The 13,676-nt window shown below is 36.8% G+C and carries 12 protein-coding genes and 1 pseudogene; all 13 read left to right on the top strand.

The features are described from left to right. Positions 1 to 27 precede the first annotated feature (27 nt). The 13 genes and pseudogenes from fabD (at position 28) to RRY75_RS02620 (ending at position 13,574) form a co-directional block, all read left to right on the top strand. Positions 28 to 969, top strand: coding sequence for an ACP S-malonyltransferase (gene fabD / locus RRY75_RS02685; RefSeq protein ID WP_332491406.1), 942 nt, complete (start codon positions 28 to 30; stop codon positions 967 to 969). Next, complete coding sequence (gene fabG / locus RRY75_RS02680) at positions 963 to 1,706, top strand: 3-oxoacyl-[acyl-carrier-protein] reductase (RefSeq protein WP_332491404.1); 744 nt, start codon at positions 963 to 965, stop codon at positions 1,704 to 1,706. The genes fabD and fabG overlap by 7 nt, the downstream gene beginning before the upstream one ends. Before the next feature lie 20 nt (positions 1,707 to 1,726). Further along, positions 1,727 to 2,971, top strand: a complete 1,245-nt coding sequence (gene fabF, locus RRY75_RS02675) for a beta-ketoacyl-ACP synthase II (protein WP_332491402.1) — start codon at positions 1,727 to 1,729, stop codon at positions 2,969 to 2,971. Continuing rightward, positions 2,971 to 3,411, top strand: a complete 441-nt coding sequence (accB, locus tag RRY75_RS02670) for an acetyl-CoA carboxylase biotin carboxyl carrier protein (RefSeq protein ID WP_332491400.1) — start codon at positions 2,971 to 2,973, stop codon at positions 3,409 to 3,411. The genes fabF and accB overlap by 1 nt, the downstream gene beginning before the upstream one ends. Positions 3,412 to 3,422: 11 nt before the next feature. After that, positions 3,423 to 3,845: a 3-hydroxyacyl-ACP dehydratase FabZ gene (gene fabZ / locus RRY75_RS02665; protein ID WP_332491398.1), complete on the top strand. Its 423-nt coding sequence runs from the start codon at positions 3,423 to 3,425 to the stop codon at positions 3,843 to 3,845. Positions 3,846 to 3,857: 12 nt separating this feature from the next. Beyond that, positions 3,858 to 5,216: an acetyl-CoA carboxylase biotin carboxylase subunit gene (locus RRY75_RS02660; RefSeq protein WP_332491396.1), complete on the top strand. Its 1,359-nt coding sequence runs from the start codon at positions 3,858 to 3,860 to the stop codon at positions 5,214 to 5,216. 4 nt (positions 5,217 to 5,220) lie between these two features. Continuing rightward, positions 5,221 to 7,009 (top strand): annotated as a pseudogene (locus RRY75_RS14190) (acetyl-CoA carboxylase carboxyltransferase subunit alpha). Positions 7,010 to 7,148: 139 nt separating this feature from the next. After that, a complete protein-coding gene (locus RRY75_RS02645; RefSeq protein WP_332491390.1) occupies positions 7,149 to 8,090 on the top strand; it encodes a tocopherol cyclase family protein in 942 nt (313 codons plus the stop codon). 33 nt (positions 8,091 to 8,123) lie between these two features. Then, the gene (locus tag RRY75_RS02640) at positions 8,124 to 8,495 is read left to right on the top strand and encodes a hypothetical protein (RefSeq protein ID WP_332491388.1); all 372 of its coding nucleotides are present in this window, start codon (positions 8,124 to 8,126) and stop codon (positions 8,493 to 8,495) included. Positions 8,496 to 8,652: 157 nt separating this feature from the next. Next, positions 8,653 to 9,354 (top strand): 5'-methylthioadenosine/adenosylhomocysteine nucleosidase, encoded by a 702-nt coding sequence (locus tag RRY75_RS02635; protein WP_332491386.1) that lies wholly within the window; start codon positions 8,653 to 8,655, stop codon positions 9,352 to 9,354. Between the two features lie 77 nt (positions 9,355 to 9,431). Then, entirely contained in the window at positions 9,432 to 10,115 is a 684-nt protein-coding gene (locus RRY75_RS02630) for a hypothetical protein (RefSeq protein WP_332491384.1), read from the top strand. A gap of 113 nt (positions 10,116 to 10,228) precedes the next feature. Continuing rightward, on the top strand, positions 10,229 to 11,326 hold the full coding sequence (locus tag RRY75_RS02625) for a 2-oxoacid:acceptor oxidoreductase family protein (RefSeq protein ID WP_332491382.1): 1,098 nt from the start codon (positions 10,229 to 10,231) through the stop codon (positions 11,324 to 11,326). Position 11,327: 1 nt separating this feature from the next. Continuing rightward, a complete protein-coding gene (locus tag RRY75_RS02620; protein WP_332527380.1) occupies positions 11,328 to 13,574 on the top strand; it encodes a thiamine pyrophosphate-dependent enzyme in 2,247 nt (748 codons plus the stop codon). Positions 13,575 to 13,676: the final 102 nt, after the last annotated feature.

The following is a 13,676-nucleotide window of genomic DNA, read 5'->3' as shown; positions in this document are numbered from 1 at the left end:
AATCAAACTAGAGGTAGGGTGGAAAAAGTGAAAATTGCATTTTTATTTTCTGGGCAAGGTGCCCAATTTGCAGGAATGGGTAAGAACTTATATGAAAATTATTCTGAGAGTCAAGAGACTTTCGATAAAGCTTCAAACGTACTCGACTGGGATGTAAAAGAAGTATGTTTTGAAGATACAAACGGACTTATTAATCAAACACGTTATACGCAAGCTGCACTTTTTACCACAAGTATTGCTGCCTTTAATGCTGCAAAGGCACAAGGTATTGTGCCTGACGCAGTACTTGGTTTTAGTTTAGGAGAGTATAGTGCACTTGTTGCAAGTGGTGTGCTGAGTTTTGAAGAAGCACTCAAGCTTGTTGATAAGAGAGCACACTATATGGATGAATGTGCTAAAGAAAAAGATGGAGGCATGGCTGCTGTTATTGGACTTCAGTTAGCATTAATAGAAGAAGTATGTGAACTTATATGCGCTGAAGGATTGGAACTCGTAGTCGCAAATGATAACTGCCCAGGGCAAGTTGTTATATCAGGCGAAAAAGCAGCAATTGAGAAGGCTACTCCTCTTCTTAAAGAAAAGGGCGCTAGACGTGTTATGCCTTTAAATGTAAGTGGTGCTTTTCATAGTCCACTTATGGACAAAGCGGCAGATAACTTAAAAGAAGAGCTTAAATCTTTTAACTTTAAAGAAGTAACGACACCTATTGTGAGTAATGTCACAGCAGACTATATGAATACAGAAGAGGCCATTTGTAATATTCCGCTTCAAATTGTAACAGGTGTACGTTTTAGAGAAAGTATAGAAAAACTTATTAATGAAGGCTTTGATACCTTTATTGAAATTGGCGTTAAGAAAACCCTTTGTAATTTTGTGAGTAAAATTTCATCAGATGTTACAGTGTTAAATATAGAAGATGAGACCTCATTACAAAATACAATGAGTGTTTTAGGAGGAAAACAATGTTAAGAAATAAAGTTGCAGTTATTACAGGAAGTAGTAGTGGAATTGGCAAAGAGATTGCACTTAATTTTGTAAAAAATGGTGCTAAAGTAGTTATAAACTATCCTTTTGAAGGTTCAAAAAGTGAAGCAGAAAAAGTTGTAGCACAAATTCAAGAAGCAGGCGGAGAAGCTATAGCGGTTATGGCTGATGTATCTCAGTTTGAGCAAGCGCAAGCGCTTATGAAAGTAGCTGTAGATACATTTGGTAGCTTAGATATCTTAGTAAATAATGCAGGGATTACAAGAGATATGCTACTCCTTAGAATGACAGAAGAAGAGTTTGATCGCGTTATTAATATCAACTTAAAAGGTGTATTTAACTGTATGAAACATGGTTCTCGTATCATGATGAAAAAGGGTGGAAGCATCATTAATATGTCTTCAGTAGTTGGTTTACATGGTAATATTGGTCAATGTAATTATGCTGCTTCAAAAGCAGGTGTTATAGGAATGACTAAGTCAGCAGCTCGTGAATTTGCGTCAAAAAATTTACGTATTAATGCGATTGCACCGGGATTTATTGTTTCTAATATGACAGATAAGCTTCCAGAGGCAATTAAAGAAAATACACTTAAAGGTATTCCGATCAATCGTTTTGGAAATGTAGAAGAAGTAGCAAATGTAGCATTATTCTTAGCAAGTGATTTATCAAGCTATGTAACAGGTGAAGTCATCAAAGTTGATGGCGGCATGGCGATGTAATTAAATAAAGGAGGAAAACCATGCAAAATAGAGTTGTTATTACAGGTGTTGGAGTGGTATCACCACTTGGAAATACAGAGGAAGCGTTTTGGAATAATCTTAAAGAAGGTGTATGTGGCATTGACCGTATCACTAAGTTTGAGTTAGTAGATGGATATGATGTTACATTAGCGGCAGAGGTTAAAGACTTTGAAGCAAGTAAGTACGTTGAAAAAAGGGAAGTAAGAAGACTAGATCTTTTCTCACAATATGCAATCTATGCAGCAAAAGAAGCTTTAATAAATGCAAAACTTAATATGGACGACGAAGATGCAAGTAAAGTAGGTGTTATTGTAGGTTCAGGGATCGGTGGACTAGGAACTATTGAAACAGGTATGAGAACACTTATAGAAAAAGGACCTAAAAGAGTATCACCACTCTTTATTCCAATGGTTATTGGGAATATGGGTGCAGGTAATGTTGCTATCTATACAGGGGCAAAGGGAATCTGCACAAGTATAGTAACAGCATGTGCATCAGGTACACATAGTATAGGGGAAGCCTATAGAGCACTTCAAAAAGGTGCGAATGATGTTATTCTTGCAGGAGGAGCTGAAGCTGCAATTACCCCTCTTGGCATAGCTTCATTCCAATCACTTACTGCGTTGTCTAAGTCACAAGATCCAAAACGTGCATCTATTCCATTTGATAAAGAAAGAAATGGATTTGTTATGGGTGAAGGTGCTGGTATTGTTGTCATGGAAACATTAGAACATGCAACTAAAAGGGGAGCTACAATCCTTGCAGAGGTAGTAGGATACGGTGCAACAGGTGATGCTTATCATATTACATCTCCAGATCCAGAAGGAGAAGGTGCAGCACGTGCTATGGCTGATGCTATTCATGAAGCAGGTATTGAACCTAGTCAAGTAGACTATATTAATGCACATGGAACAAGTACAGAGTATAACGATAAGTTTGAAACACTTGCCATTAAAAAAGTATTTGGTGCAGATACCAAAGTACCAGTTAGCTCAACTAAATCTATGACAGGACATCTACTTGGTGCAGCAGGTGCTATTGAAGTTATTGCAGTAACTAAAGCGTTGCAAGAAGGCTTTATTCCAGCAACAATTGGGTATCAAGTAGCTGATGAAGCATGTGACCTTGATTATGTGCCAAATGAAGGTAGAAAAGTGGATATAGAGTATGCATTAAGTAATTCATTAGGATTTGGTGGTCATAATGGTACCATTTTACTTAAAAAATGGAAGGGAGAAGTATAATGAATATTGAACTTGTAAAAGAGCTTATGAACGAATTTAAAGATTGTGACTTGACTCGTATTAAACTTAAAAGTGATGAGTTTGAACTTGAACTTGAGCGTTCTATACCTATACAAGTAGCTTCAGCCCCAATAATGACAGCACCACAAGTAGCTACTGCTGAGATTAATATTAATCCACAGCCACAAGAACGTGTAAAAGTAGAAGGTCATGCAATTAAGTCACCTATGGTCGGAACTTTCTACCGTGCCAGTTCTCCAGATCAACCCTCTTTTGTAGAAGTAGGTTCTAGAGTTAAAAAGGGTGAGATTATATGTATCATTGAAGCAATGAAATTGATGAATGAAGTAGAAGCAGATCAAGATGGTGAGATTGTTGAAATTTTAGTGGAAAATGAAGATATGGTTGAATTTGATCAACCAATGTTTCGTATTAGATAAGGAGAGATAGCATGCTAAACACACAAGAAATTATGGAGATTATTCCTCATCGTTATCCTTTCTTATTAGTGGATAAAGCTGAGATTGATGAAGATGGAAAAGGTGCTGTAGGGTACAAAAATGTAACGATGAATGAGCCTTACTTCCAAGGACATTTTCCAGGGCTTCCTGTGATGCCAGGTGTCCTTATTATTGAAGCATTAGCTCAAGTTGGAGCAATAGCTATTCTTTCACAAGAAGAATTTAAAGGAAAAGTTGCTTTCTTTGGTGGTATCAAAGAAGCTAGGTTTAAAGATAAGGTAGTACCAGGTGACACTCTAAAATTAGAATGTCGTCTTGTAAAACAAAGAGGTCCTATTGGAATTGGGGAAGCAGTAGCTACAGTAGAAGGCAAAGTGGTAGCTAAAGCGGAACTTACATTTGCTATTGGCTAAGGAGGTGAAACAATGATTAGTAAAGTATTGGTTGCTAATAGAGGAGAGATTGCTGTACGAATTATGCGTGCTTGTCGTGAAATGGGCATTGATACTGTTGCGGTATATTCTGTCGCAGATAAAGATGCTCTACATGTTAAATTAGCAGATGAAGTAGTATGCATTGGCAAAGCACAACCTAAAGAGAGCTACTTAAATATAGAAAGTATTATTACAGCAGCTGTTTTGACAGGTGCAGATGCTATTCATCCTGGATTTGGATTCTTATCTGAAAATGCTAAGTTTGCACGTATATGTCGTGAGTGTAATATCAAATTTATTGGACCTTCACCGGAAATGATCGATGCAATGGGTGATAAAGCACGTGCACGTCAGATGATGATTGAGGCAGGTGTACCTGTTGTACCAGGCTCAGATGGAGTTATAGAAACGGCATCTGATGCCAAACTACTTGCGTTAGAAATTGGATATCCAGTTATTCTAAAAGCGGTTGCAGGTGGTGGTGGACGTGGTATGCGTATTGTATGGCATGAAGAAGATTTAGAAAAAGCTTTTAATACAGCAAGTAATGAAGCACTTTCAGCTTTTGGTGATGGTAGTATGTACTTAGAAAAGTATATTGTAGAACCAAGACATATCGAGTTTCAAATACTAGGAGACGCTTATGGTAATGTAGTTCATCTAGGAGAAAGAGACTGTTCTATGCAAAGGCGTCACCAAAAAGTAATAGAAGAAGCACCGTCACCTTGTATATCTGAGGAACTTAGAACACAAATGGGTGAAGCTGCTATTAAGGCGGCACGTGCAGCAGAATACGAAAATGCAGGAACCATTGAGTTTATTTTAGATAAACATAAACAGTTTTTCTTCATTGAAATGAATACAAGAATTCAGGTAGAGCATCCTGTAACAGAGATGATTACAGGAATTGATTTGATTAAGGAACAAATACGTATTGCCTCTGGTAAAAAATTAAGCTTTACTAATGAAGAAATTCAAATCAAAGGTCATGCCATAGAGTGTCGTATCAATGCGGAAAATCCAAAATTGAATTTTAGACCGTGTGCAGGTAAAATTGCAGAGCTACATTTACCAGGAGGAAGAGGGATACGTATTGATACAGCCATTTATCCAGGCTATAATGTACCACCAACTTATGACTCTATGTTAGCTAAAGTGATTGCCTATGGTGATAACAGACAAGAAGCTTTAAGTATTATGCGACGTGCATTATCAGAAATTGTAGTAGAGGGAATTGATACAAATATAGATTTCCAATATGACCTTATTCATACAGAAGCATTTGATGAGGGAAGTTTTGACACCTCATATATAGAAAAGAATCTAGATACTATTTTAGGGAAGGAGTAGTTAAATGTTAAGTGCACTCATTGGTAGACAAAAAAAGTATGCTCAAGCTAAAACTACTCAAGCTAAGGTAGAGGTCCCAAAGGGTATGTATACGAAGTGCCCTCATTGCAAGAAGAATATCTATGTAATTGACCTTCTCTCAAGCATAGGTGTATGTCCGAGCTGTAGTGGACATTTACCTATTTCTCCTAATGGAAGAATTAGTAAATTGGTAGATTTAGAGAGCTTTGAAGAGTTTGATAAAGATATGTTAAGTGCTAATCCTTTAGAATTTGAAGGGTATGAGGAAAAGATTCAGGTTACTATGAAGAAAGTTGAACAAAATGAGGCAGTTATCACAGGAAAAGGTAAGATAAAAGGGATCGAAACAGTTCTTGCAGTAATGGATCCAAGGTTTATTATGGGAAGCATGGGCTCAGTAGTAGGGGAGAAAATTACCCGCGCTATAGAGTATGCAACAGAGAATAGATTACCGATTATAATTTTTTCAGCTTCTGGAGGCGCAAGGATGCAAGAAGGCATCTATTCTCTCATGCAGATGGCTAAAACAAGTGCAGCCCTTGCAAGACATGATGATGCAGGATTGTTGTTTATCAGTGTGCTCACGAATCCAACAACAGGTGGCGTCACAGCTAGTTTTGCAATGCTTGGAGATATTATTATTGCAGAGCCTCATGCATTGATTGGATTTGCAGGGCCAAGGGTAATAGAACAAACCATTAAACAAAAGCTGCCTTCAGGATTTCAACGTGCAGAGTTTTTATTAGAACACGGAATGATAGACTGCATTATAGAGCGTAAAAATATGAGAGAAGAACTCTATACACTCCTTAAACTGCATACGAAGGAGGTAAATGATGGAGGCTATTAAAAAGCTAGAACACCTTAAAAAAATGATAGAAGAATTAAAGTCAGTAGGTGAAGATGTAGATGTTGTACAAGAGATTACACGTCTAGAAGAACTTGCTACAAAGATTGAAAGAGATATTATAGACAACTATACAGCATGGGATAAAGTACAAATTGCGAGAATGATTGATAGGCCAAGAAGCTTGTTCTATATCAACCAAATCGTTACAGGTTTTGTAGAACTCCATGGAGATAGAAGCTTTAAAGATGATCAAGCTATTATTGGCGGTATTGGTAAGATAGGTGAGCATGTTGTTACAATTATTGCCCAAAATAAAGGTAAGACTGCTAAAGAAAATGTAGAACGTAACTTTGGAATGCCTCATCCAGAAGGATATAGAAAAGCGTTACGTTTAATGAAGCAAGCTGAGAAGTTCCACAGACCAGTAGTTTGTTTAATTGATACACCAGGTGCTTACTGTGGATTGGGTGCAGAAGAAAGAGGTCAAGGTGAAGCAATCGCTAGAAACCTAATGGAAATGGCAAGGCTTAAAACACCTATCATTGCAGGCGTTATTGGAGAAGGTGGCAGTGGAGGTGCCCTTGCATTAGGCGTAGCGGATAGAGTCTTTATGCAAGAGAATACAACTTACTCTATTTTATCTCCAGAAGGATTTGCAAGTATTCTATGGAAAGATAGCACAAAGGCGCAAGAAGCAGCTGAGATTATGAAAATCACAGCGACAGACTTGTTGGCAAATCATATTATAGATGATATTGTTGTAGAACCTTTAGGTGGGGCTCATAGAGCGCCAGAAGAAGCTGCACAGTTGCTAGAGAGCTATCTTATTACTCAATTAAATGAGTTAAAAGGGATAGGCGAAGATGAACTTGTAGACCAGCGTTATAATCGTTTTAGAAAATATGGCGCATTTTTTGAATAAAAGAAGTTAAGAAGATCACTTACGAAGAGATTACCGACAGGCATGCCAACTGGAGGGATCTCTATTTTTTATGACATCAGCATAATCCTTGCTAAAATGGACAAGACTCTATTAAAAAAGAGGAATAGGGGTAATACATGTGAGCAGGGCATTTTACTTTGAAGGTTGGTACTTTAAGTGCAGTACGGAGGAAGATACAATTGTTATTATCGTAGGCAGAGCAAGAGAAAGAGTAGAAGAAGCATTTATTCAAATTATTAGGTCTGGAGATAACAGAAGTTACTACATTCCTTATAGTTTAGATTGTTTTAAATATACGCAAGAGCCTTTTACACTCCAAATCGGCAAGAGTATTTTTAAAGAAGAGTACATGCAACTTGATATAGAGAGTCCATCTATAACACTTAAAGGAGCACTCTACTTTGATACCTTTACGAAGTTACCACAACAATTTTTACAAAAAGGATTGATGGGACCTTTTGGTTATCTTCCTTTTATGGAGTGTTATCATGACGTACTATCTATGGGACATACTTTATGGGGGCAGTTAAGGCTTAATAGTACGCCTATGAATTTTGCTGGAGGAAAGGGCTATGTTGAAAGTGATTGGGGAAATAGTTTTCCTAAGAGCTACCTATGGATGCAATGCAATCATTTTAAGCAAGGCTCCCTATCTGTCATGCTGGCAGTTGCAGATATTCCATTTCTAGGCTGTAACTTTAGAGGTTTTTTGTGTGTTATAAGTATTGAAAATCAAACTAGAATTTTTGCAACTTATACAGGTGCACAGATTGAAGAGATTAAAATAGAAGACCAATCAGCAGTTGTTCAAATTAAGCAGGGTCAAGAAATTATTAGAATTAAGACAAAATATGATAAAGGCCATATGTTAAAGGCACCTAATAAAGGTGCAATGAGAGAAACGGTATATGAGACATTAGAAGGTACAATGAAAATTCAAATCTATCATCATGAAGTATTAAAGGTGGATCAGGTTGGGGATAGGGTGGCATTTGAGTGCGTAGGAAAAGTAGAAGAGACAACTCATAAAATGGGCTATGCTAAGCATATTAATAGATGAAAAGTAATATTTAGTGTAGTAGGAGGGATTTCGATGAGTCTCAAGAAACAACTCATTAAAAATTATCTTAAGATGCAATTTATAAGTAATATGCCTGGCGAATTAAAAATAAAGATAAATAATTTGACCAAATTAGGACCTCAGTACCTAGAATTTGCACCCTATGTGTATGAATTCATGAAGATGAAAGATGGCATTCAAGATATACAACCAGATTTTGAAACAGGAATAGTGACCATTTCTTACAGTACCTCGATGCAACCACAAGAGATTATTGCGTGGATTAATACGGTCATAGATGTGGCGATAGACCAAATGGACATGATTTCAGCTAAGTGGGAGACTAATCAAGAAGAAGTAATCAATATATTAAGGCGTATCTTAATAGGCAAACTATTTCAGTAAATCAAGAATAAAAAGAGAGAAAATAGGTTACGACAGAGATAAGTGTAGACTTTGTTATAACTTATTTTCTTTATATAGGGAAAGTTTTAATAAAGGCTTTAAGAACAAAGACATTTTATAGTATAATAAAATCAATATACGTAGAAGGAGAACACAAATGAAAATAGTAGGTATTATTGGTGCAATGGAAGAAGAAGTTATTTCACTTCGTAGAAAAATGGAACTTAAAGAAGTTCATCAAATAGCGGGTATGGACTTTTATGAAGGTACAATGAAAGATGTACAAGTTATCGTTGTAAGATGTGGTATTGGCAAAGTAAATGCTGCAGTATGTACACAAATTTTAATAGATAGATTTAATCCAACTTACATCATCAACACAGGTGTTGCGGGAGGTTTACATCCGGACGTTAACATTGGAGATGTAGTCATTTCAAGTGATACAGTAGAACATGATATGGATACAACTGCTTTTGGTGATCCTAAAGGGGTTATTCCTAGAATGGACAATTCTTTCTTTGAAGCAGACAATCAATTAGTAGAGTATGCAAAAGCTGCTGCACAAGAAGTGCTCACAGAGCATAACGTGTGGGTTGGACGCATTGCAAGTGGAGACCAATTTGTAGCAAGTATCAAAGTTAAACAAGATATTTATACAACATTTACAGCATATTGTGCAGAGATGGAAGGTGCGGCTATTGCTCACACATGTTATTTAAATCAAATTCCCTTTGTTGTAATTCGTGCTATTTCAGATAAAGCAGATAATGGTGCTGAAATAAATTTTGATGAATTTGTGAATTTAGCTGCACGCAATGCAAGTAAAATGATAGAAAGTATTGTAACAAATATCAAATAGAATAGTGTATACAATTAAACTTGTATTACTTTAATAAGGTGTTATAATAAGAGTTGTACACACAAATGGGGGTATATATGATAGGGGTATTGTTTGGGATAAATACAGTATTAGCTTTAATTGTTGCATTTACAACACGTATGCTTCAAAACCATTTTGAAAAAATCAATAAAAGTATCCAGGTTTATCTAAATCCTAAGGCCTATAAGACTGAAAGTGATATCACTTTCATACGAAAATTAATCGAAAAGTACCAACGTATTTATGAAGCTCAAGATGGAGAGAATATAGAAGTTGAGACAATGATACAAACTGCATTTTATGAGACAAGAATAGGAAGATTTTCTTATATAACGATTCAAAACATAGCACTTAGATGTAAACTCATAATGTGGACTATACTGTTTGTACAAGTATGTATAGAGATTTTAAGTAAGGCACCAGGACGTTCTATTAGTAATTTTATATTGATTATAGCAAGTACAGTGCTCTGTTTGATTGTAGCTTTAATGGGGGTTTTTCGTAATATTATTGAAGAGCGTGAACAACTTTTTATAAAGGTTCAAGACTTTATTGTTAATACGTATCCTACTGAATTAAAGTGGAAGGACAAGCAAAAGGATATTAAAGCTTTACTTGCTCGAATAGAGGAGCTAGAGACAGAACTAGAAGCGTATCATATAGGGGATCAAAAGATACAACAGGACCCTCATATTAAAGAAAACGATATTAAGATATTACTTAGTCAAATAGATCTTTAAAGCACGTTTCTTTACGGAATGTGCTTTTTTTGTATGAAAAAGTATTATTTCCATAAAATAAGAAAGAATTCACGGCCATTTATTTTGGACGTCTAAAAGGAGGTAAATAGACAGTGGGACATAAGATAGATTTACCTAAGACCAATGAGTATGGATTTTATGAGATGCGGTTAGAGAGTATAGGAGGTCTAGGAGCAAATTTAACTGGCAAAATACTTGGAGAAATTGGAGCGCTTGCACTTGGACTTAATAGCTCTAGCTTTGCAAGTTATGGGTCGGAAAAGAAAGGGACGCCTATTAAATCTTTTATTAGATGGTGTGACAAAAACCAAACCATTGGTGTCATTACACCCGTTGAAAAACCACATATTTTAGCCATCTTTCATGAAGCGTTGGCAGGTAAGATGGCAGTGACAGCAGGAGTAGATGAAAATACAGTTGTGATTGTAAACACAGATAAAACACCTGATGAAGTGAGAGAACACTTGCAGCTTTGTGGCGGTATGATTTACTGCGTGGATGCACTCAAAATAGCAATGGAAGAAAAGACACGTATTAACATGGTTATATTAGGAACTATTGCTAAGGCATCAGGTTTCATTCCTTTAGACGCAGTGAAACAAGTCGTAAAAGATACAGTGGGAAAAAAATACCCAAGTGCACTTGAAGGAAATTTAAAAGGTATTGAAAGAGGCTACGAAGAAATTACTATTAAACAATTTGAACATAGTGATGAATACCCTTATGTAGAGTATAAAGATGTACAGTATGACTGGGGTTGGAAAAATGCACCACTTGGAGGGGTTAACCCTCTCTTTGCAAGTATGGCTAATAATGATATGACAGCTAGTCGTGAAGGTAAAGTGCCTGTGTTTCATAAGGACAAATGTATTAATTGTGGCCTTTGTGATATCACATGCCCAGAAATGGCGCTAGTATTTGGAGAAGGTGAGTATAAAGGTAAGCAACAGATGGTCAATGAAGGCGTGAACTATCATTACTGTAAGGGATGCTTAAGATGTGTTGAGATATGTCCAACAGATGCCTTAACTGAGGCTAATGAAAGAAATTTAGATGTATGGGCAATGCATGTACCTTATAAAGATTTTATACAGCAGCACGTAGAATTTGAAGATATGGGTTCTAACTCTATAGTTGATGCAGAATCGGGTGTAACAAATGCTACAATAACGATAGAAGGGGAAGAATAACATGGTAGAGCAAAGTATAGTATACGACAGTGGTAACGAACTTGCAGCTTATGCGGCAAAGCAAATTAACTATCATATGATGGGATACTTCCCAATTACCCCATCTACCCAGATTGCTGAGCACCTTGACTTATTAAAGGCAGAAGGCTTGCATGATGTAAAATTGATTCCTGGAGACGGAGAACATGGCGCAGCGGGAATTTGTTATGGTGGAACAGTAGGCGGTGGACGTGTATTTAATGCGACATCGGCTAATGGATTACTTTATGCTTTAGAACAGTTTCCTGTACAATCAGGGACACGCTTGCCTATGGTACTTAACTTGGCATGTCGTACAGTATCAGGGCCACTTTCTATAAAAGGTGACCACAGTGACATCATGTATACTTTAAATACAGGATGGCTCACTCTCTATGCCCAAACCCCTCAAGCTGTATATGATATGAATATTGTAGGGCTCAAAATAGCTGAACGTGCTATGCTACCTATTATTATTGGTTTTGATGGATTCTTTACAAGCCATCAAAAGAGACGTACTTATGTGATTGCAGATGATCAAGAAGTACAAAACTTTGTAGGGGAATATAAGCCACTCTATAATGCCTTAGACATGGAGCACCCAGCAACTTTTGGCTCTTATATGAATGAACCAGACTTGATTAATAACAAATACCAATTACATTTAGCTATGGAAGAGTCTAGAGATATCATAGAAGAAGTTTTTAAAGAGTTTGGGAATTTAACAGGGCGATACTATACTACAGTAGAAGCCTATGAAATGGAAGATGCAGAAGCTGCTCTTTTTGTTCTAGGTTCCTCCTTTGGAACGGCCAAAGTGGCAGTAGACCAACTCAGGCAAGCAGGTAAGAAAGTAGGGGTATTTACTCTAAATGCCATTAGACCATGGCCAAGAGAAGCTATCTATGAAGTGGTAAAAAACATTAAGGCATTAATGATTGCAGATAGACAAGATAGCTATGGTGCAGGTGGCGGAAATATGTCTCTTGAAATTAAAGCGACTTTGCAAGATTATAAGTTAGGGATAGAAACAGCCAGTAGAGTTTATGGCTTATCTGGCAAGGATTTTTATGTTAAAGATGCAGTTGATCTCTTAGAAGAAGCCTTTAAAATGACTCAAAATGAGGAAGTTGCGAGGTTTGATTACTTTGGGCAATATCCTGGAAAGGCAGATTATCATCCACAACCTTATTTCAAACCACTTACAAAAGAACAACAATCTCCCGGTATAACTCAAGTGGTAGAAGATGAAGCAACAGGTAAAGTCACTGCAAAAGGTGGTATCCCAATTCAGTCTACAAAAATGCCAAAACGTATTGTAGGTGGACATGGTGCTTGCCCTGGGTGTGGGATTTATACTAACTTAAATTTACTATTAAAAGGGATTGAAGGACATGTTGTCCTTTTGTTCCATACTGGGTGTGGTATGGTAACGAGTACTTGCTATCCGAAGACTGCCTTTAGAACAACCTATGTACACAACTTATTCCAAAATGGAGCGCCTACCTTATCGGGTATAGTGGAAATGTATCATGAAAAGCAGAGACGTGGAGAGATTCCACAAGATGAGAAGATTACCTTTATTATGGTAACAGGAGATGGTGGATTAGATATTGGTATGGGACCAGCCATTGGTACAGCGCTTCGTAACCATCGTATGATTTTATTTGAGTACGACAATGCAGGCTATATGAATACAGGATATCAGCTTTCTTATCAGACACCCAAAGGGGCCAAGTCTTCTACTTCTCATGTAGGACCAGCACAAAAAGGAAAAGATACCTTTACCAAAGATACACCTCAACTTTTTGCAGCAACCAATATTCCTTATGTTGCTACAGTAGCAGAGATGAATCCAACAGACTTTATGAAAAAGGCAGCTAAAGCACAATACTATGCAGATAACTATGGGATGGCTTTTCTTAAGTGTGTGTCAGTGTGTCCACTCAACTGGGGACATCAACCACGTATGGGACTCAAAATTATGGAAGCAGCAGTAAATAGTTGCTATCATCCACTTTTTGAAATTGAACAGGGAATCACTACACTCACCTATAATCCGGAAAAAGCAAATAAAAAGGTACCTATTAGTGAGTTCTATAAGTTAATGGCAAGAACTAAGCATATTGCTACAAATGCTGGGTATGCAGAGATTTTAGATGCAACTCAAGTAGAAGTAGATCGTAGATGGGAACGTATTAAAGCAAGAGCTGCGCATCCACTTCTTTAATATAAATAAAAAAAGGCTATTGTATTTTATAAATCACTGAAAAAGTATATCATATACAGTAGTCTTTTTTTGATAAAAATTTATTACATTTATTGGAAAGTT

Source organism: Niameybacter sp., assembly GCF_036655075.1.
Classification (GTDB): Bacteria; Bacillota; Clostridia; order Lachnospirales; family Cellulosilyticaceae; genus Holtiella.
Note: the sequence above shows the minus strand (reverse complement) of the source record. Positions and strands in the feature narration are given on the sequence as shown.

Coding starts and splice junctions, on each gene's coding strand:
- fabG (WP_332491404.1), top strand. CDS start 963: ATGTTAAGAAATAAAGTTGCAGTTATTACAGGAAGTAGTAGTGGAATT.
- fabF (WP_332491402.1), top strand. CDS start 1,727: ATGCAAAATAGAGTTGTTATTACAGGTGTTGGAGTGGTATCACCACTT.
- accB (WP_332491400.1), top strand. CDS start 2,971: ATGAATATTGAACTTGTAAAAGAGCTTATGAACGAATTTAAAGATTGT.
- fabZ (WP_332491398.1), top strand. CDS start 3,423: ATGCTAAACACACAAGAAATTATGGAGATTATTCCTCATCGTTATCCT.
- RRY75_RS02660 (WP_332491396.1), top strand. CDS start 3,858: ATGATTAGTAAAGTATTGGTTGCTAATAGAGGAGAGATTGCTGTACGA.
- RRY75_RS02640 (WP_332491388.1), top strand. CDS start 8,124: ATGAGTCTCAAGAAACAACTCATTAAAAATTATCTTAAGATGCAATTT.
- RRY75_RS02635 (WP_332491386.1), top strand. CDS start 8,653: ATGAAAATAGTAGGTATTATTGGTGCAATGGAAGAAGAAGTTATTTCA.
- RRY75_RS02630 (WP_332491384.1), top strand. CDS start 9,432: ATGATAGGGGTATTGTTTGGGATAAATACAGTATTAGCTTTAATTGTT.
- RRY75_RS02620 (WP_332527380.1), top strand. CDS start 11,328: ATGGTAGAGCAAAGTATAGTATACGACAGTGGTAACGAACTTGCAGCT.